The sequence below is a fragment of the Psychrobacter cibarius genome, assembly GCA_030686115.1.
Taxonomy (GTDB): Bacteria; Pseudomonadota; Gammaproteobacteria; order Pseudomonadales; family Moraxellaceae; genus Psychrobacter; species Psychrobacter cibarius_C.
In genome coordinates this window covers 2,390,204-2,411,004 of record CP131612.1, presented here as the reverse complement: position 1 = coordinate 2,411,004, position 20,801 = coordinate 2,390,204, and the positions used below count along the sequence as shown (strand labels likewise).

Annotated in this window: 16 protein-coding genes; 4 read left to right on the top strand and 12 right to left on the bottom strand. The window is 43.7% G+C overall.

The window, feature by feature from the left end:
• Positions 1-206 precede the first annotated feature (206 nt).
• From Q6344_10205 to Q6344_10190, 4 genes are all read right to left on the bottom strand, one after another.
• Complete coding sequence (locus Q6344_10205; protein WLG12972.1) at positions 207-2,018, bottom strand: efflux transporter outer membrane subunit; 1,812 nt, start codon at positions 2,016-2,018, stop codon at positions 207-209.
• Complete coding sequence (locus Q6344_10200) at positions 2,015-5,245, bottom strand: efflux RND transporter permease subunit (protein ID WLG12971.1); 3,231 nt, start codon at positions 5,243-5,245, stop codon at positions 2,015-2,017. The genes Q6344_10205 and Q6344_10200 overlap by 4 nt, the downstream gene beginning before the upstream one ends.
• Before the next feature lie 34 nt (positions 5,246-5,279).
• Positions 5,280-6,677: an efflux RND transporter periplasmic adaptor subunit gene (locus Q6344_10195; GenBank protein WLG12970.1), complete on the bottom strand. Its 1,398-nt coding sequence runs from the start codon at positions 6,675-6,677 to the stop codon at positions 5,280-5,282.
• A gap of 620 nt (positions 6,678-7,297) precedes the next feature.
• Positions 7,298-8,278 (bottom strand): polyprenyl synthetase family protein, encoded by a 981-nt coding sequence (locus Q6344_10190; GenBank protein ID WLG12969.1) that lies wholly within the window; start codon positions 8,276-8,278, stop codon positions 7,298-7,300.
• A 596-nt stretch (positions 8,279-8,874) separates the two neighbouring features.
• On the opposite strand from Q6344_10190, the gene rplU reads away from it, so the two are divergent.
• The 3 genes from rplU to lolA all read left to right on the top strand — a co-directional run bounded on the left by rplU (position 8,875) and on the right by lolA (position 10,675).
• Positions 8,875-9,186, top strand: a complete 312-nt coding sequence (gene rplU / locus Q6344_10185; protein ID WLG12968.1) for a 50S ribosomal protein L21 — start codon at positions 8,875-8,877, stop codon at positions 9,184-9,186.
• A gap of 91 nt (positions 9,187-9,277) precedes the next feature.
• On the top strand, positions 9,278-9,535 hold the full coding sequence (gene rpmA, locus Q6344_10180; protein WLG12967.1) for a 50S ribosomal protein L27: 258 nt from the start codon (positions 9,278-9,280) through the stop codon (positions 9,533-9,535).
• A 453-nt stretch (positions 9,536-9,988) separates the two neighbouring features.
• Positions 9,989-10,675 carry an outer membrane lipoprotein chaperone LolA gene (gene lolA / locus Q6344_10175; GenBank protein WLG15197.1) on the top strand — a complete coding sequence of 229 codons (687 nt, stop codon included), beginning with the start codon at positions 9,989-9,991 and terminating at the stop codon, positions 10,673-10,675.
• A gap of 198 nt (positions 10,676-10,873) precedes the next feature.
• Here lolA and scpB read toward each other — a convergent pair whose 3' ends face one another.
• The 8 genes from scpB to mrdA all read right to left on the bottom strand — a co-directional run bounded on the left by scpB (position 10,874) and on the right by mrdA (position 18,844).
• Complete coding sequence (gene scpB / locus Q6344_10170; GenBank protein WLG15196.1) at positions 10,874-11,425, bottom strand: SMC-Scp complex subunit ScpB; 552 nt, start codon at positions 11,423-11,425, stop codon at positions 10,874-10,876.
• A gap of 130 nt (positions 11,426-11,555) precedes the next feature.
• Positions 11,556-12,362, bottom strand: coding sequence for a segregation/condensation protein A (locus Q6344_10165; protein ID WLG15195.1), 807 nt, complete (start codon positions 12,360-12,362; stop codon positions 11,556-11,558).
• A gap of 158 nt (positions 12,363-12,520) precedes the next feature.
• Positions 12,521-13,621, bottom strand: coding sequence for a tryptophan--tRNA ligase (gene trpS / locus Q6344_10160; GenBank protein ID WLG12966.1), 1,101 nt, complete (start codon positions 13,619-13,621; stop codon positions 12,521-12,523).
• Positions 13,622-13,776: 155 nt separating this feature from the next.
• Entirely contained in the window at positions 13,777-14,868 is a 1,092-nt protein-coding gene (locus Q6344_10155; protein ID WLG12965.1) for a lipid A biosynthesis acyltransferase, read from the bottom strand.
• A 231-nt stretch (positions 14,869-15,099) separates the two neighbouring features.
• Positions 15,100-15,486, bottom strand: a complete 387-nt coding sequence (gene rpsI / locus Q6344_10150) for a 30S ribosomal protein S9 (protein ID WLG12964.1) — start codon at positions 15,484-15,486, stop codon at positions 15,100-15,102.
• A 10-nt stretch (positions 15,487-15,496) separates the two neighbouring features.
• Entirely contained in the window at positions 15,497-15,925 is a 429-nt protein-coding gene (gene rplM / locus Q6344_10145; protein ID WLG12963.1) for a 50S ribosomal protein L13, read from the bottom strand.
• A gap of 210 nt (positions 15,926-16,135) precedes the next feature.
• Complete coding sequence (gene rsmD / locus Q6344_10140) at positions 16,136-16,822, bottom strand: 16S rRNA (guanine(966)-N(2))-methyltransferase RsmD (GenBank protein ID WLG12962.1); 687 nt, start codon at positions 16,820-16,822, stop codon at positions 16,136-16,138.
• A 36-nt stretch (positions 16,823-16,858) separates the two neighbouring features.
• Positions 16,859-18,844 (bottom strand): penicillin-binding protein 2, encoded by a 1,986-nt coding sequence (gene mrdA / locus Q6344_10135; GenBank protein ID WLG12961.1) that lies wholly within the window; start codon positions 18,842-18,844, stop codon positions 16,859-16,861.
• A 478-nt stretch (positions 18,845-19,322) separates the two neighbouring features.
• Between mrdA and Q6344_10130 the strand changes: the two genes are divergently transcribed.
• Positions 19,323-20,657, top strand: a complete 1,335-nt coding sequence (locus Q6344_10130; protein ID WLG12960.1) for a hypothetical protein — start codon at positions 19,323-19,325, stop codon at positions 20,655-20,657.
• The last annotated feature ends 144 nt before the right edge of the window (positions 20,658-20,801 follow it).

Here is a 20,801-nt window from a genome sequence, read left to right as displayed (position 1 = left end):
TTATCAGCTTGATTAAATAAGCTGTTTTGAAGCATATTTTTTTATAGAACGGACATTAATAAGTGGATAAAAGTATGTGTAAGCTAATTTGTCTACTATAACTAAAAGCGCCTTACAAAAGCAAAAAGCCCTACCAAGTCGGTAGGGCTTTTTGTACTTATCGACTATCAATGTGAAGGAATTCACCTCACACTATTTATGAGTGTTTAAGGCTCAACGATCTGCGTGACCGGTACTTGCTCAACGCTGGTTTCGTTATACGTCGTCTGTTTGGTAACCACTCCTACAGCAGCATCTTTTTTACCATCATTATTGACGTCAACGACAGCGGTTGGCTCAAAGGTGGCCGTTTCCGATGGTTGCGCCTGTTTAATGGCGTTTGCTTCTTGTGCAGAAGCAACTCGCGCTGAGCTAGCCGCATCGATAGCATTTGCCGCTTTTGCTTTATTGCTATTGGAAGGTAGATTCACTAGTTGCACTAAGTTTTTATGCGGTACAGGAATCGCCGTTGGTACATCCAGATTGGCACCGCCACCCAGCACTTGGTATAGCTCGACTTGGCTCACAATTTTTTGTAGCTCTAAATCCAAAATACCTTGCTGCGTTGAGAACAATGAACGCTGTGCATCTAGCACATCTAGATAGTTGGCAATACCTGCTTTAAAGCGTGCATCTGCTATCTGGAATGTTTGTTCAAAGTTATCTTGTAGACGGTATTGTGCTTCGAGCTGCTCACCCAGTGTGGCTCGTGTCGCGAGTACGTCTGACACTTCACGGAACGCAGTTTGGATAGATTTCTCGTAGCCTGTGAGCGTTTGTTCACGCTCAATTTTAGCCACATCGTAATTGGCGTCTAAGCGACCAGCGTCAAAGATAGGCACGCTAATGCTTGGACCAAACGACCAACCGACAGCGCCGCTTTTGAATAAGTCATCTAAACTGCCGCTACTAACCCCAATGCTACTGGCTAAGCTGATAGACGGGAAATAAGACGCGCGTGCCACTTCGATATTGGCACCAGCAGCTTTTAGGTTGTATTCTGCTTGCAGTACATCTGGGCGATAACGTAGCAACTCACTTGGTAAGCCTGCACTAAATATCTGCTGGCTAGTGATGTTGCTGACTGCTGGTGTTGGAATTAGATTGGTTGGAATCGGTCCACCCACCAAGAACTGCAAGGCGTTACGTGATTTTAAAATGCTACTTTGTGCCCGTAGGACAGCAAGTTTGGCATTTTCTAATGACGCACTGGCTTGTAAAGATGGCAGCTTCGGATCAATGCCTGCTTCAAAGCGTTTATCAGCGATAAACAGGGACTTTTCACGACTCTCAACCGTGGCTTCTGCCAGCTTTAACTGCGCTAAGCTATAGCTCAAGTTGGCATAGCTCTGAGCGATATTACTAATCAAGCTGATTTGGGTCGAATCTTTGGCCGCTGTAGTGGCTAAGAAATTCTGTAGCGCTTGATCTTTTAAGCTAGCAATTTTGCCCCAAAAGTCCAACTCGTAATTAGCCAACCCTAGGTTGACGTTATAACTACTATTGGGGTTTTTGTCAGTTCTATTTTGTGCTTGACGCGTGTATCCACCATTACCATTAATCGCTGGTAGATCATTAAGATCAGTAATTTGATACTGTGCGCGTGCTTTCTCGATTGCTAAACGAGCACTTTCAAAATCTTTGTTGTTCTCTAGCCCTAAAGCAATCAAGCCCTTTAAACGCTCATCGCTATAAAAATTCTGCCAGCGTTGACCCGCAATACTTGCTTGATCAGCGTTACTAACCGTTTCTTTATCGAATGCCCCATAGGTTTGTTCGATAGGGATATTTGGCTCAGCAAGCACAGGGCGCATATCTGCTTTTGGAATCGTGTTACAAGCAGCCATGCTCATCGCTAAAACGGTCAAGCCGATTAGGCGACCAGCATTTCTGCGCATATGTGAGCCCGCTGGTTGCGCAGTGATAGCAATGTTTGCTACCGCTGCTGAGTTGGTGTTATATGTTTTCTGAACACTCATTGTGTATTGTCTCCAAAGCTTGCAGGCTGATAATTCTCAGAAGGCGTTGGGTTTTTCGGGTCAGGCGTACTATTATCATCATCTTTATCGTTTGGTTTATTATTCTCGTATTTGTACGGGAACATACTACGTACCCAAATATAAAACATGGGAATAAAGAAGATACCTAACAATGTCGCGGTCACGACGCCACCTAGTACACTGGTACCGATGGCATTTTGACTGCCTGAACCAGGACCTGTGGCGATAAATAATGGCACAACACCCAGTCCAAAGGCAAGCGAGGTCATGATAATCGGGCGCAAACGTTGACGCGCGGCTGTCATGACGGCTTCTCTCAGACTATAGCCTTCCTCTTGGTGCTCTTTTGCAAACTCAATGATCAAGATAGCATTTTTAGCGGATAGACCAACGACTGTGAGTAGACCTACCTGCAAATAAATATCGTTATTAAAGCCACGTAGCCAAGTAAAGATGACTGCACCTAATACCCCAAGTGGAATGACCAATAGCACAGAGAAGGGGATAGACCAGCTTTCATACAAGGCTGCTAGACATAAGAATACCACCAAGATTGAGAGTGCGTATAGCATCGGCGCTTGTGCACCTGACTTTTGCTCTTCAAGTGACATACCCGTCCACTCATAGCCCACACCTTCAGGCAGATTCTCCATCATTGCTTCCATAGAACTCATCGCTTCACCCGTACTTAGACCGGGTGCAGCACTACCTTGAATATTCATCGATGGTAAGCTGTTATAACGGGTCAGACGCGGTGAGCCAGATTGCCATTCGCTGCTAGAGAACGCATCAAATGAAATCATTTCACCTACATCGTTGCGTACATACCATTTGGCAATATCTTCAGGATTAGTACGGCTGCTTGGTTCACCTTGAACAAAGACGCGTTTAATACGCCCGCGATCGACGAAGTCATTAATATAACTTGAGCCCCAAGCGGTAGAAATAACGCTATTAATACTAGCAAGTGATAAGCCATAAGCAGCGGCCTGCTCTTGATTAATATTCACTTTTAACTGCGGTGCATCTTCTTGACCATTTGGACGAACGCCTGCGACTTTGTCGTTTTGCGCAGCCATGCCAAGCAGCATATTACGTGCTTCGAGTAGACCCTCATGTCCAAGGTTACCGGTGTCTTGAATCATTAAGTCAAAACCACTGGCGTTACCAAGTTCGGTAATGGCTGGCGGTACAATCGCAAATACTTGTGCTTCATTTAGTTGGGTAAAGAAGTAACCCATGGCGCGATCAGCGACAGCCTGTGCAGTGTTTTCTTCACCGGGACGATCAGCCCAATCCGATAAACGTACAAAGGCCAGTCCCATATTCTGCCCTTGTCCTGCAAAACTGAAACCTGCGATCGTAAAGACTGAAGCGATATTATCGCCTTCTTGGGTACTGTAATAATCACTGACTTTATCGAGCACTTCTTGCGTTTCATCAAGCGTCGCACCAGCAGGTAACTGAACCAAGGTAAACATAATACCTTGATCTTCTTCTGGTAAGAACGAGCCGGGAATACGTAAGAATACCACTGCCATAATACCGATAATGGCAGCATAAAGAATTAAGTATAGCCACTTCAAGCGGAAACTTTTGCCAACTAAATTCTCGTAACTACGACTGACTTTATAAAACGAGCGGTTAAACCAACCAAAGAAGCCTTTTTGCTCTTCTGTATTGCCTTTATCATGGCTCTTGCTACGCTTGAGTAAGGTCACACAAAGGGCAGGGGTAAAAATAAGTGCTACTAAGGCTGATAGCACCATACTGGTAATCAAGGTGATAGAGAACTGACGATAAATCACACCTGTTGAGCCACCGAAGAATGCCATCGGTACGAATACGGCAGAGAGAATCAGCGCGATACCAATAACGATTTTACTAATCTCGCCCATCGATTGTACGGTAGCATCCTTAATAGAGATATCAGGATCTTCTTCCAAGATACGCTCGACGTTTTCGACAACGACGATCGCATCATCGACCAACAGACCGATGGATAGTACCATGGCAAACATGGTCAAGACGTTAATACTAAAACCAGCGATGTAAAGTACAGCGAAGGTGCCAAGTAGTACCACAGGCACAGCGAGAGTAGGAATGATAGTCGCACGCCAGTTCTGTAAGAAAACGAACATAACGATAAATACGAGAACAATTGCCTCAAGCAGTGTCATAACCACTTGTTCGATAGACAAGCGCACAAATGGTGTGGTGTCATAAGGGATAACGGATGTTAGACCTGCTGGGAAGTTTGCTTCCAGCTCTGCCATACGAGCCCCAACAGCTTCACGAGTTTCCAGTGCGTTTGCACCACCCGCCAATGAAATACCAAGACCAGCTGCTTCTTTACCATTGTAGAGCGACACTACGCCGTAGTCTGCACTACCAATCTCAACCTCTGCCACATCACCTAAACGCACTTTTGCGCCAGCAGTATCGGTTTTTAATAGAATGTTTTTAAATTCATCAGGCGTTTGTAGGTAGCTTTGAACCGTGACAGTCGCATTGATAACCTGTTGACTGGTATCAGCAGGTGCTTGACCTAGCTGACCGGCAGATACTTGGGCGTTTTGTGCACGTACTGCCTCAACCACATCCGCTGGTACCATGTTATAGCTACGTAAGCGCGCCGGATCTAACCAAATGCGCATGGCATAAGCAGAACCGAAAACTTGTACTTCACCAACACCTTCCACACGGCTTAACTGGTCAACAACGTTTGAGTTGACATAATCGGCGATATCCGCACGATCCATACTGCCATCTTCAGAGATAAAACCTTGCACCATTAAAAAGCTGCTAGAGGATTTATTAACGTTGACGCCTTGACGCTGTACCGACTCGGGTAGTGAGCTCATGGCGGCTTGGAGTTTGTTCTGTACCTGTACCTGTGCAGTATCAGAATCTGTACCATTTTCGAAAGTGAGCGTAATGGATGCAGCACCATTCGAGGAGCTCGATGACGACATATACATCAGACCATCAAGACCCTTCATGCGTTGCTCAATAATCTGAACGACTGAATCTTCAACCGTCTGAGCATTAGCACCAGGATAGCTTGCGCTGACTGAAATCGTCGGTGGTGCAATACGTGGATACTGCTCAATCGGTAAGTTAATGACCGATATCACCCCGATGAGCATGACTAAAATAGCCATAACCCATGCAAAAATAGGGCGATTAATAAAAAAACGTGACATAGTATATTCCTAGTCTTCCTATCTTTGAATGGAATTAGTTAGCGGTAGACTCTGCTGGTTTCTGAGCAGTGGCATCTTTGCTAGCTGGCTTATCCATCGCTTTAGCAGCTTGCGGCGGTGTCTGGGCATTAGGGGCACCTTCTTTAGCTGGTGCTGGGTTTGGATTCTCTAATGGCTTAACGACCACCTCTTGTTCAGGCTTAACTTTTGAGCCGCCGATAACAACTATCTTGTCCCCTGCTTGTAAGCCGTCAGTGACAACCCACTGGCCTTTATAGGTGCCATTAATAGTGACAGGACGTACTTGGATTTTATTATTCTCATCAACAATGTAAACTTGCGTCTCACTTTTCGGTGTACGCATTACGGCGCTTTGCGGTACCAATGCAGCATTGGTAATCACGCTCTGTGTCAAACGTGCCGTCACATACATACCAGGCAGCAAGATGTTATTGCTGTTTGGGAAAATAGCACGCAAGGTCACAGCGCCTGTTGACTCGTCAACCTTTGCTTCAGATAAAGCAAGCTTGCCGCGTGCTGGGTAGACTGAGCCATCTTCTAATACCAACTCAACCGAATTCATACCCGGCTGTGCTTTGCCTTCAGCGATTTGCTGACGCAGCTTTAATAGCTCAGAGGATGATTGGCTGATATCAACATAGATAGGATCTAAGCGTGAGATAGTCACCAGCGGATCAGCTTGACCTGCGCTGACTAAAGTACCAGCGGTGACACTAGAGCGGTCAGTACGACCTGACAGCGGGGCACGTACGATGGTACGGTTAAGATCTAGGTTACTAGCATCTAAACCCGCTTGAGCAGTTTGAATGCCTGCTTTTGCACTTTCGATGCCTGCTTGTGTCTGTCCAACAGCGGCGGCCGCACTTTGTACCGCTGCTTGTGCAGTACGTACTTGTGTTTGTGCTTGCTCATACTGCTGCTTTGAGATGGCGTCGATGCTGACCAAGCCTTGTAAGCGCTGTAAATCATTTTGCGCTTGTGCCAATGATGCCTGACGGCTGGCTAGCTCGGCTTTTGCATTGGCATTATTTGCTTGTGCTGTCTGGTAATTTGCTTGTGCTTGTTGCACTGCTGCTTGACCACTGGTGACAGAAGAAGCGTAGTTATCAGTATTGATACGATAAAGTGGCTGGCCTTTTTTGACGTTGCCGCCTTCACGGAACAATACTTCGTCAATAACGCCATTAACTTGTGGGCGGACGTCGGCAGTCTGATAAGCCGTGGTACGTCCAGAAAAAGTCTGCACTTGGGGTACAGTATCGAGCGTGACAGTCTGGACGTTAACAACCGCAGGCGGCATCTGCTGCTGTGCGGCATCTGCGCCAGCGGCGTCCTCGTTTTTGTCACAGCCAATCAGTACAGCTCCAGATAGTACAGATGCTATTACAAGCGCAAGAGTAGAGTGCTTCATCAATGTCCTCGGCAATAGGTATAAAATAAGTAATGACAGTATAAAAAGTTTATCAATAAATCTAAGCGTATTGAATATAAAAATGAGTATTGATTCTAATGATCTTTACTTTCTCGGCTAAATTTGTTCTTAATAATATGAATTTAGCCAAACATCACTATTAGAACCTCTAATAGCGATATAAGTATCAAGTATCGGTGTAAGAATCTTAAGCATCAAAGCTGTAGCCAAACCACAACCTTGATTAGTAAAGTTAACGAGTAATTATAAACTATCGGGATAACCCCACAGTCAAGTAGTTGAGCGCAGGATTTATGGTTAGAAATCGTAATATCAGCTTTTGTGAATGCATTAAATGCTGTCATGGCAAGCGCCATCTTCATTAACAGCTAATATACAGTCATACAATGGTCAGTGAGAAATAATTGTAAACTTTTGTGAAAATAGCATAACCATATAGATTGTAAGGTCTTTAATGAATGATAAATAAGGTTTGCCAACAAAACAAAAACTTTAGCAACTATTAACTGTGACCATTAACACAATTACTCATTAATGGTCTTTATCAACAGCTAATGGCTGCTAGCCGCAAGTATTGACAGCTGTTATGACGATACTGACTACAGCAAGCGCGCGCTAGCCAATTCAGTCAATTGATACAAGCCTGTGCGATAACGATTGTCAGGTAGCGTACTCAATGCTTGTTGCGCCAGCTTGGTTTCTTCCCAAGCTCGCTGCTTACAGTAATCTAATGATCCTGAGCGGCGCACTAACTCAATAAGCTGCTCAGCGTTCGGTGTCTTTCCAGTTTGTACAGCGACACGCAACTGCTCATAGCCTTCGATGTCGCTGTCTTTGAGCAGCTCAAGCGCTTTGATGGTCGGTAGGGTTGGCTTGCCTTCAGCGAGGTCGTCTCCTAGGTTTTTGCCCATTACCTCACTATCACCACTATAGTCGAGTACATCATCGATAATTTGAAAAGCATTGCCAAAGTGCTGACCAAAATCGCCTAAAGCCTGCATATGCTCTATTCTGTCTTGTAAAATTGCAGCGCCTTGAGTCGCCATCATAAACAGCCGCGAGGTTTTACCGTCAATAATGCGCAAGTAGTCCTCTTCTGTCGCGGCAGGGTTGTGCTGATGCTGGAGCTGTAATACTTCGCCTTCAGCGATATCGCAGGTGCCATCTGAGAATACTTGCAACAGTGGTAAGCTTTGGAAGCCAACTAATAAATTAAAGGCGCGAGCAATCAGATAGTCACCGACTAGTACCGCGGTGGCATTATCCCATGTGGCATTAGCAGTCGGCTTACCACGGCGCTGTCCTGACTCATCAATCACATCGTCATGAACCAAGGTCGCTGTATGCAGCATCTCAGTAATAGCGGCTAGATGCATGGCTTTTTCTGAGGGCTTGTCCTCAAACATGCGTGCACATAACAAGGTAATCAGCGGGCGCATGCGCTTACCACCAGCATTAATTACATGCTGTGAGACGCTCATTACCAGCTGAACTTTGGAATTAAGATTACCGAATACTTGCTTGTCCATAATCTCAAAATCATCCGCCACGATACTTTGAATATCAGCATAATTAGGCATTGATTGAGTCATTGAATCTGTTTTATATGAAGGGATGCTGGTCATAATAAATAGTCATATTAATAAGAATAAAGAGAATTTTTTATAGCCTTAGTTTTATAGATAGGTCAGGCATTATTTTCTATAATAGCATAGCTATGCCTTTAGATTGTGGGTTAAAACGTGCCTAAAACATCGCGCCTATCTTTCATATAAGATTTACTATATATAGAAATTGACATAAAAACTGTAAAAATTGGCTGAAATTTCACTATAATTAATGGTCATTTATCGGCGACATTTAAGGTCATTTAAGAGATGTATAAAAGGCTGTAAGTCGCTGATTATATAAGTTATAATAGCCGCTATTATTATATAGTGTTTTTTTGTTGGAGTAGCATCTTAGATGCGCTCCTAATCAGCAGTAGATATAATAAAAAGTGAGGTGGTTATTCGTGTAACTGCCTTACAAAAACCAGTTAAACAAGTGAGATAGACGGCTTGCTTTTATGAGCAAAAAGCCGTAAAATCTTGCCTTTAATTTTTCCCTGTCGTGTTCGTCGTAAAAGCGTTGGTATAACATCAGCCACGGCACACGGGTTAAACGGAGTCATACAATGTACGCAGTAATCAAAACTGGTGGTAAACAGCACCGTGTAGTTGTCGATGAGTTGCTTAAAGTTGAACTACTAAAAGCAGAAACTGGCGCAACAATTAAATTCGAAGATGTATTGATGATTGTTGACGGCGAAACTGTCAAAATCGGTCAGCCTATCGTTGAAGGTGCTAGCGTTGAAGTTGAAGTGGTTGAACATGGTCGCGGCGAAAAAATCCGTATCGTTAAGCACAACCGTCGTAAGCATTATCACAAAGAGCAAGGTCACCGCCAATGGTATACCTTGTTAAAAATCAAAGCTATTAATGCCTAATTATCCACTTAGCAATTACTGCTAAATAGTGCACTAAATGCTTAAGAGTTATCGCATCAGCGATAAGTCAAATTAACAAGGAGATTTTCCCATGGCACATAAGAAAGCTGCCGGTTCAAGCCGTAATGGTCGTGATTCAAACCCAAAAATGCTAGGCGTTAAAATCTTTGGTGGCCAAGCTATCACAGCTGGTAACATCATCGTTCGTCAACGTGGTACAGAATTCCACGCAGGCGAAGGCGTTGGCATGGGTCGTGACCATACTTTATTTGCACTGAATGACGGTGTGGTAAAGTTTGCGACCAAAGGTAAGTTCAACCGTCGTTATGTAATGGTTGAAAGCGCATAATTGCCCCTCTAGGTTGTTTTAGTCAAAGACTAAAATAATCAGATGACTAAAAAGCCTCTATTACCGTTTGGTAGTAGGGGCTTTTTTTAGTTATTTTCGTAGTGGTTATGGATACTAAATTGGCTTAATGCTGCTAAACAATATTAGTAAATAACGTTAGGAAATAATGAATAGGTAAAAAACTCACCATCCATGCGGTTTATTATTGTGTAGCCACTTATGATCACAAAAATGGTCAAAAGAGTAGTTACAAGCGTGTATGGCAGCGGTAGTAAAGATTGCAAATCATGACTAGGCGTGTAATAAAAAAACTGGCACACTGTTGTCATTGTTTATGAGCCGCTATTTTATGGCTGCTAGATAAACATTTATGGAAAACAAAAATTTTAATAAGATGTCTTATTTTTAAGCGACAATTTTTAAGCGATTATGCATTTTTAGAGAGGATTTATGATGACTTTATTAACCAACAAAACAACTTTAAAACAAAAAATGATGAGCGGTGCTTTAGCTGGTGTATTAATGACATCGCTTGGTGTTGCAGCCCCGATGATGGTATTGACACAATCAGCTACTGCTGCACCAGCTGATAATTTGACCGCTGCCAAACGTTTAAACAAGCTGCTGACAAATACCAAAAGCATGACGGCTAACTTTAGCCAAACGACCAAAGGTGCCAACAGTGGTACTTTTACGGGTACGATGAGTGTACAACGCCCAAATAATTTCCGCTGGGAAACAAAGTCGCCGTCACAGCAACTGATCGTCGCTAATGGTAACTCCATGTGGGTTTACGATAAGGATTTAGAACAAGCGACCAAGCAAAACGTTGATAGCCAAGTTGGTAATACACCAGCACTGCTGTTATCAGGCGACCCAAGCCAAATTGACAAGAATTTCAAAATTACTCAGCCATATGATAATAAAAATTACTATGTGCTGTACCCAAAATCAGACAGTGCCAGCTTTAAGAGTTTATCAATGAGTTTTAGCGGTGGGAAGCCAGTAATGATGGTGCTAAATGACAGCCTTGGTCAAACCACTTCCATCAAATTCAGTAGTATCAAACTAAACCCAAGCATCAGTAGCAGTCAGTTTAAGTTTACGCCACCAAAAGGCGTTGATGTTATCAATCAATAACAGGTCGTTATCAAGAGCCAATGCTTAAAAGTTAATTCTTGAGAGCCAGTCAAAGACTTTCTTGATTAAATAAAAAAGACAGATCCTATGCGGTCTGTCTTTTTTTTGAATAAAGATTCTCTGGAGAATAATGCTAAATCTCTTCTATACTATGTTTTAATTGCTTAACGCTTTTTAAAGGCTTCACGCTCTAAAGGCTTAAGACATCGCTTTGATGGCGCTTATATCTGGCATCGGTGGTAACTCGCTCAACTCACTCAGTCCAAAGGCATCTAAAAATTGTGGCGTGGTATGTAGCAATGCTGGGCGACCCAAGGTTTCCTTGTAGCCCTTCTCTTCAATCCAGCCTTTATCGAACAACTGACGCAGTATATTGCTCGATAGCGTGACACCGCGCACGTGCTCTATGTCGCTACGAGTCACTGGCTGCTTGTAAGCAATCACACTAAGCGTCTCAAGTAAGGCTTGGCTCAGGCGTTCTTGGCGCTGCGGGAAGACGCGTTGAATTAATGCACTATAGTTATTCGCGATTTGCAGTCGATAACCGCTGGCAGTTTCGTGCAAGCTTAGTACGCCCATATCCAAGCGCTGTCTTAGTAGCGCCAAAGCCTGTGTTAGCTCTTTAGCCGTTAAAGACAGGTGTTTTCTTAAGACAGTGGCGGTGAGGGGCGCTTCGGACGCATGTAATAGCACTTCGATATGCTTGCTTAAGTCTTCTAGATGCTGTCGCTGCTCATCGGTCAATGACAGTAAAGCGCTAGATAATGAGGGTGGTTTGTCATAATCTTGCTTGGTATTGTCAGTATCTGTCATTAGAAAGCGACTCTTTTTAAATGATAATGTGTATCGATATTTATAGGAATAGACAGGTCGATAATAACTATGCCAACCACTGTAACGTTAAGGGTTTAATATGACTGTCTTCAGCATCATTATTGTCAGTGGTAGGGTGACTTTCTAACTCAGTATTTACGATACCAACCAACTGTCGTTTTATCAGCTCTAGTATGGCGACGAAGCTGACAACCACACCTATTTTACCTTGTGTTTTATCTAGTAGCTCATAAAAAGAGTGCTCACCATCCGTACTGAGCTGTCGGCTAATACTGGCAATACGATCAGCAAGGGGAACAGCGTCGACTTTAATGGTATGCATTTGATAATCGGGCTGCAGTTGCATTTTAAATAAGCTGTCAATCAAAAGGTTTGGCGAATAGCTAGGTAATTCCGCATTCATGACGTCTTGACCGGGCATACTGACCATGGCTAAAAACACATCACGCTCAAGACGCACCAGATTATCTAAGCGTTGACTGGCTACTTTGATTTGCGCATATTCTTCAAGGCGCTCAATCAGTTCTGCTTTTGGATCACGCTCATCGCTCGGAGTTTCAGGTTTGGGCAGCAACAGCTCGGTTTTAATGGCAATCAACGTGGACGCCATCAACAGATAATCGCCTGCCAATTCAAAATGCTCGGTATCTAATTCGCTGATGTAAGCCAAATACTGCTCAGTTATGGGTAGTATCGGCATTTGGGTCAGATCAACATTATTTTTTTTGACCAAATATAATAAAAAGTCTAATGGTCCGGCAAACTGCTCAAGCCAAATGGCAAAGGCTTGCGGCGGCACATAGAGATCTTCTGGTAGATGTTGTACGGATGTCTGGTAAATGCGTAAAGACATATCATTGATAACTGAGCCGTCGTGCGCGCGCTTAATATCTAAAGAATCAGAGGCTTGAGGCACAGTTAAAAGAAGAGCGGCTTTTGGTAAAGCCGCTTGTTCATTTTTTAGCTCAGTCTGCACGCTTAGTATCCATCTTGGTTAACATAATCAAATGATTATTTAAGTTTGGCAAGTGGACGGATACCAATGGCACGACGAGTCTTGTCTAGTTGCTTACGGCTATGACGACGGGCTTTTTCTGCCCCCATTTGTAAGATTTCTTCTAGCTCTTTTGGGTTAGCCATAAGATGCTCATAACGCGCGCGGAAGGGTGCTATTTCCGTATTTATTTTCTCAAACAGGGCTTGCTTGGCATCGCCCCAGCCAATACCAGCAGCAAACTGCGCGCGCATATCGGCAATCTCAGCAGGGGTCGCAAAGGCTTTATAAATCTCAAAAATAGCCGAGTCGTCAGGGTCTTTTGGCTCAGCAGGTAACTGTGAGTTGGTCACAATTTTCATGATGGCCTTATGCATCTGCTTTTCGGCGCTAACTTGTGGATTAGAATCACCAAATAGCGGAATGGTGTTGCCATAGCTCTTACTCATCTTGCGACCATCCAAACCCGTTAGTAATGGGATATCGTCATCTACAACGGCAAATGGTAAGGTAAAGAGCGTTTTATAGCGATGATTAAAGGTACCAGCAATATCACGTGCCATTTCAACATGCTGAATTTGGTCGCGACCGACAGGCACATGTGTGGCATTAAACATCAAGATATCTGCTGCCATGAGTACAGGGTAGCCAAACAATCCCATGTTGATACCTTGATCAGGATCGACGTCTTCTTTTTTCATATTAATATCAACAGCTGCTTTATAAGCATGAGCACGATTCATTAAACCTTTGGCACATGAGCAGTTCAAAATCCAAGCAAGCTCTGGTATTTCCGGCACATCTGATTGACGGTAAAAAGTGACGCGCTCAGGATCAAGTCCACAGGCAAGCCAAGTCGCTGCAATGGCTTTGGTCGATTCGTGAATAATAGCAGGATCATAACAGCCGATAATGCCATGGTAATCTGCTAAAAAAAAGAATGCTTCGTCATCACTGTTTTGGATAGACTGAATGGCTGGACGAATCGCGCCAACGTAATTTCCTAAATGTAAGGTACCCGTCGGTTTGATGCCCGTCAAAATACGCTTGGCTTGCGTTGAGTGATCAGGAGCTTGGTTGTCAGAACTTTGGTTATCAGAAATATGAGTGTTATTCATGGTAAATCCATTATTTGGTTCATCAAGGTTTTATTTATAAAAGTTTTGTTTTTCAATTTATTATAAATTCATTGTTATTTATATGTAGGTAATATAAAAAATATAAGCTGCAAAGTATAGCAAATTTTCTGGCGATCTTTCGTAGCAATACACGCTTACTTATAGATATCAGTACGACCATCAGGACCATTTTTGAAACGACGATGGAACCACATCCACTGAGTGGGATCAATACGAATCAACCCCTCTAGCAACTCATTGACTCGCATCGCATCAGCCAATTCATCGTTACTTGGATAGTTTTGAATTTCTGGGGTAATCGTTAGATGATAGTGCGGGCGTTTGCCTTTGGGTAAACTGTCTGGTGTCTGCCGGTAAGTATGCAGCGCCATTAATGCGGGTGGATGTGCCTTGTCGCCCAATTTTGCCATGCGCCGTGATGCTGTAATAGTCGCTGCTGGCACACCAAAGAATGGTGCCATGACGCCTTGTTTTAGACCATAATCTTGGTCAGGTGAGTACCAAATCACGTGACCGGCTTTCATTGATTCAACAAAACTGCGCATGTCACGACTGGCTATTTGCTTGCTAAGAATACTGGCACGACCATTATAAACAAACCAATCAAGTAGCGCGTTATTCTGCGGTCGATACATCCCATCCATCGGAAAAAATTGCGTACAGAGCATGCCGCCCAGATCAAGCATCGTATAATGAGCGCCCAGTAAAATAACAGGACGACCCTCATTCTGTGCATTGATAACGTGCTGTAATCCTGAAATTGAAACGGTACGAGTAAAAACATTTGGACGATACCAAGCGCATAAGGTTTCAAAAACACCAATGCCCTGATTGACAAAGACTTGTTTTGCCATCAATTCGCGCTCGACGTCTGGTTTTTCTGGAAAAGCCAGTTTCAAATTGATAAGCGTATCACGCCGACGTGAGCCTGCTATTTTATAGATAAGTATGCCCAGCTGACGTCCCAGCCAAAACTGCCATCGTAGCGGCAAATATATGATGGGTAAGATCATTGCTGCCAATAGCCAAATGCCCCAATATTTAGGCAACAAAAACTGCCATTGAAAAGGCTTTTTTTCTATGGGTGCTGTGCGCTTATGATTTTGGGTAATCGTTGGCATGCCAGCAGGTATCGTTGGGGACTTAGCAGGCTGCTGTGTACTTGGCAGTGGCAGGCTGCTTTTGGCAGATGGTTTGCTGGGGTCGTATTGTTCAGGCGCTTTCATAAAATTGTTACTAATAATGAAAAGTTATCATCATGATGGGGTAGTCAGCATTGCTTTGCAAGGTGGTTTACGCACAAAATCACGAGCAAATGCAAAAGTCATCAGCCATAAAAAAACCTTATAAGCTGCGAACAGCTTATAAGGTTTTGCAAATCTACTCTTTTCTTTAATATTATGACTGTCGCTCTGAGATAAAGACAACAGCCGCAAAAAGATAAGAGATAGCTTTGATTAACGTTTCGAGAATTGTGGACGTTTACGTGCTTTACGTAGACCCAATTTCTTACGTTCAACTTGACGTGAGTCACGAGTAACAAAGCCAGCTGCTTTTAGTGCAGGTTTGTTGGCTTCGTTTAGCTCAATCAATGCACGCGTGATGCCGTGACGGATTGCGCCAGCTTGACCACTAATACCGCCACCTTTTACAGTGATGTAAAGGTCATAAGCAGTAGGTGAGTCAAGTAATTCTAGAGGCTGACGAACAACCATACGTGAAGTTTCACGGCTAAAATACTCATCAAGTGGCTTACCGTTAACAACGATGCTACCAGTACCTTTAGCTAAAAAGACACGAGCAGTAGACGTCTTGCGGCGACCAGTTCCGTAATTGCGTTCCATAAGTATATCCTTAGATGTCTAGTTCTTTAGGTTGCTGTGCAGTATGTGGATGTTCAGTACCCGCATATAGCTTCAGCTTCTTGATCATCGCATAGCCAAGAGGGCCCTTTGGAAGCATACCCTTAACTGCTTTGTGTAGAACATCTTCAGGCTTATGTGCAAGCAACTTACTGAAGTTGGTTTCCTTGATACCACCTGGGTAGCCACTGTGACGATAGTATTTTTTATCTTGCGCTTTTTTACCCGTTACCGTGATTTTATCAGCATTGATGACAACAATGAAGTCACCAGTGTCAACGTGCGGCGTAAAAGAAGGCTTGTGCTTGCCACGTAAGCGACTAGCGATTTGAGTGGCTAAGCGACCAAGGGTTTTGCCGTCAGCATCTACGACATACCAGTCATGGGTCACTTCAGCTGGTTTTGCACTAAGTGTTTTCATGATAAAACCTTAAAATTAGAATTCGTTGAGAGTTTAGCTGGGAACGGGGCTCTCAAAAAACAGACTGCACATTATAAGCAGTAGTGCCTACGCTTGCAAGCTGCATTGGGGTTTATTTTCGCCTTATATACATTAAACTGCAGCGTTGGCCAGTTTTTAGCGGTTCTAAACATTTGTAAAATTTGTTAATGGCAGGCATTAACCCGACAATTATGACGATGATAAACGATAAAGTCCAGCAACAACTTGTCCAACCTTGGTCTGTTTGACACATTCAAAGCGGATTATTTGCTGAATAGTACCTGATTGGATATCTGGATTTTTATTAAGCGTCTCTTCCAGTTGCTTCAATTGGCTCTCTAAATCTTTATCCGCTTCTAGATAAATCAGGGTTTCACTATCAATTAATGACTGGGTAATCAATGCCATTAAAATAGGTTGCCACAGATCTTGAGCATACGGTGGATCGATAAATACAATATTAAAAGGGCGCGGAACAATCTGCTCTTGCATCAATACTCTCTCTGCAGTGCCTTGGATAATTTGATGGGTATCAGTGCTCAGATGCAACTGTTCAGCACTTTGACGTAGCATATTACTTTGCGCAGGATTTATTTCGATAAAGGTGGTATGCGCGGCACCACGAGACAGTGCTTCAAAACCTAAGACACCGCTACCGGCACAGCTATCAAGCACATAAGCGCCATGAATATCAGGAAGTAGCCAGCTAAATAGCGTCTCTCGCAAGCGATCTGGGGTCGGACGTAGACCCTCTGCGTCGATAAACCGTACAACACGGCGTTTAAACTGACCTCCAATGATCCGCACGTCGCCCGCAGCTATATTTTTGCTCTTATGATTGTTCCTATGCTCGCGGCTGCTTATAGATTTTTTCATAATATTTATATGTACCGTATCTCGTTTAGCGTATTTTTACTCAGAGGTCGTAGTGGCCGTAGCTGCTTCCGCCTCTGCCTTTTCTTCTAGCGCTTTTTCTTCTTTTTCACGCTGGGCATCACGCATCAATTTTTCAAAAGCTTTTTGGCGTTTGATGACTTTTAGTTGATCAGCCGTTGGTGGCAAGATAGGGTCGTTTTTGCGCTGTAATATCCAGTAGTCAAATAGTGCGCGACCTATCGGTGCAGCGACTTTACTACCGCCACCGCCATTTTCGACCAATACGGCAAGCGCAATCTCAGGATTTTCTACGGGTGCAAAACCATTGAACCAAGCATGATCCCAGTGACGTTTGTCTATGGCAGATTTATCATAACGTTTGCCTTGCGCAATGGACTTGACTTGCGCAGTACCTGTTTTGCCCGCAATACGATAGCGCGGCGTATAAATCCCACGTCCAGTCCCCCTTTTGACTGTATCTTCCATCGCATCATGCATACGTAACCAGTCAGAGGGTTTGCCATTGTAGTCAATTTTACCATCTGGTTTAGTGATTACGTTAACTTGTGCTGCACCATCGCTACTTTTTAGTAGATGCGGAGTAATGTGATAGCCTTTATTCGCTGTCATGGCGGTTGCATTGGCAATCTGTAATGGTGTGGCTAAGAAATAACCCTGCCCGATACTGACTGAGATGGTTTCACCCGGCAACCAGCCTTTACCATAGGTGTCTTTTTTCCATTTCGGTGATGGCATAATTCCTGATTTTTCATTGGGTAAATCAATGCCTGTCGGCTCACCAAATCCAAAGCGTGTCATCCAATCGTGTAGGCGCTGGATGCCCATCTCATAGGCCAATTTATAATAATAGGTATCCACCGACATCATAATTGATTTTTTAAGATCTACTGACCCGTGACCACCGCGCTTCCAGTCACGGAATCGATGTGAGTCTCCCGGTAAGCTAAAATAACCGGGATCATAGATAGTGGTTTCCCAATTACGCAGCCCATAATGAATGCCGCCTAAGCCTTCAAAAGGCTTAATAGTGGAGGCAGGAGGATACATCCCTTGTAGCGCACGATTATAGAGCGGCTGATCCAGATCTTCACGCAGATTGCCATAATCCTTAAAGGAGATGCCTGAGATAAAAGGGTTGGGGTCATAGCTTGGATTACTGACAAACGCCAATACATCGCCATTTTTTGGATCGATTGCCACGATAGCGCCGCGACGACCGTCTAGCTGCTGCTGGGCGACTTGCTGTAAGCCATAATCTAAGCTCAGCGTAATGTCATTACCAGCTACGGGTGGTTTAGTGTCTAATTGACGCAAAATATTGCCAAGAGCATCGGTTTCTACCGACTGATAACCCGGTTGCCCTAGCAATATGTCCTCGTAATAATCTTCGATACCGATTTTACCGATAAGGTCAGTGCCAGCGTAGCGATCTTTGTCAATGCGTTTGGTTTCTTTATCATTGATACGCCCAACATAGCCGATGACGTGTGCAAATAGCTCGTCATAAGGGTATGAACGTGTCAGCTTGCTTTGGATGGTTACACCGCGAAAAAAGGGTTTACGCTCACTAAACTGCGCCAATTGGGCATCGGTTAAGTCAATTTTAATGGTCACAGGATCGTTTTTGCTTTTACTCAGTCGCGCTAAAATATCGGTAATATTTTCATCTGTTAGCTCAAAAATAGGCGCAAGCAAATTTAGCGTACGCTCTGGATTTTCAACTTCATCAGGGCTTAACATGGCCGTAAATACGGGCTGGTTGTCTGCCAATATGATCCCATTGCGATCATAAATATAGCCGCGGCTGGGCGGTGCAGAGATCAGCTTAATACGGTTATTGTCTGCTTGCGTCGTATACTTATCGTGCGCATAGACTTGTAGGTAACCATAACGCACGATCAAGCCACTCAATCCAATGAATATCAGAATTCCAAGGATAATAATACGACTGGTGAAAACACGATTGACCTGTTCAGTATTGGGAGTTAGCGGTTTATTCATAGAAAGTAAGAGCCCAAACGGTCAGTGAGTCAATAAAAGAGAGTAAAAGGGCAGGGTCGTTCACCAAAGTGCGGCGAGCATAAAGGATAATAATAAGAATTTCAATTACATGGACTGAGATGAGTTGAAATAATAATCCCTCAATCTATATACAGCGATGTGCGGTCATACAATCACAAATTATAACAGAACAAATGAGCCGCCGCAGTACACCGCCATTTATTTTGTGGTCGTTATTATCTAAAGCGCCTGTAGATGATATTAATATTGTTACTATGGAAAGTAATAGTAAAACGTGTCATCCCTAGTCACAACTTACCTAGGCTCGACGTGTGCTAATGAATGGCAAGTATGCTAAAATCAGGCGATTTATTTGATAATAATTATCATGGGCAGAGCGGCTTTTTGTTAAGCGTTCTAATTTGCTAATCCTTTTTAATTAGCGACGACAATTAACCTGTCAGGGGCAAGATAAGTCATGGATGCAACTTCATTGTGGCAGACAATAGCTGAACACCCAGAGTTTTTTGCCATGCTGACTATTCCGCCTGTGACTGCATTTGTCACATGGATACACGTGTGGATGGCGCTTAAAATGCTGTTCTATCCGATTAAGTTTCGGGGTATTCGTATTCCAAACTTCCCGTTTTTTGGGTTGCCGGGTATTGGCTGGCAAGGTATCGTCCCACGAAAGGCTGGCAAGATATCAGGCGTTATCGTGGATCAAACGCTGTCAAAGCTTGGCTCGCTTGATGAGTTTTTTCAGGCGATGGAGCCTGAGCAGATGGCGGTATTTATCACGGATACCGTGGACAAAAACCTTGAAGCATTGATTGATGAAATCATGTTGGATCATTCGCCAGCGCTGTGGGGTAATCTGCCTTATGCGTTGAAGCGCCGTGTCTACGCTCAAGCGCATCAAGAGTTGCCCAATATCATGCAGTCTTTGGTGACTGACTTGACCCATAACGTCGAAGACTTGGTTGATATGCGCAAAATGATTGTTAACACGATGGAAAGTGATCGTCGTTTAATGGTCAATATGTTTTTGAAGGTTGGTCAAAAAGAGATCGATTTCATTTGGCATATCAGTGCTTTGATTGGTTTGGTCTTCGGTATTATCCAAATGTTTATATTTTTGGTGGTGCCGCAGCATTGGACAGTGCCGTTTTTTGCCGCGATTTGGGGCTTTCTTACCAATTGGATTGCTATTTGGATGGTGTTTAATCCTGTAGAGCCGCGATTTATTCCTTATGTGAAATTTTTTGCCGTCCAGAGTCGCTTTCCATTTATTAGACCGCAATTACCACATATCGCCCAGTATCGTTTGCAAGGCGGTTTTATGAAACGCCAAGAGGAAGTTTCTGATGTTTTTGCTGAAATTGTCGTAAAAGATTTGGTGACGCTTGAGAACATCATGAATGAGATGATGTATGGTGACCGTGCTGCGCAAACGCGTGAGTTGATGAAGTCGCATTTATATAAAGTGCTGGAGTCGCCAGTGATTAGTACGACACTGCGTCTAGGCTTGGGTCGCCGCGAATATGGACAGCTAAAAAACACCATCATTGATAAGTCGATTGTTGCGACAATGGTGCCATTGCGAGATCCTGAGCTCAATGAAAGCCGTGCCAGTAAAATATTTGGGCTATTTCGTGACCGTATTCGCGCGCTGACGCCAGATGAGTTTCAGAACTTATTACGTCCCGCTTTTCGTGAAGATGAGATGACCTTAATCGTGTTGGGTGGTTTGACAGGGTTTTTAGCAGGCTGGTTGCATCTGGTCTTAGTGTTTTTTCCTGCGATTCAGTGATGACGCATTTTTTATGTCTTTATACACATCGCATACAGAGTGGATACAGAAACGTGACAAGTTGACGCTAATGTACCTTGCTGTAAGCGCCCTCAGCTGCAATGGCTAATGGCGCTTTTATAATAAATAATACTAATGAAGACC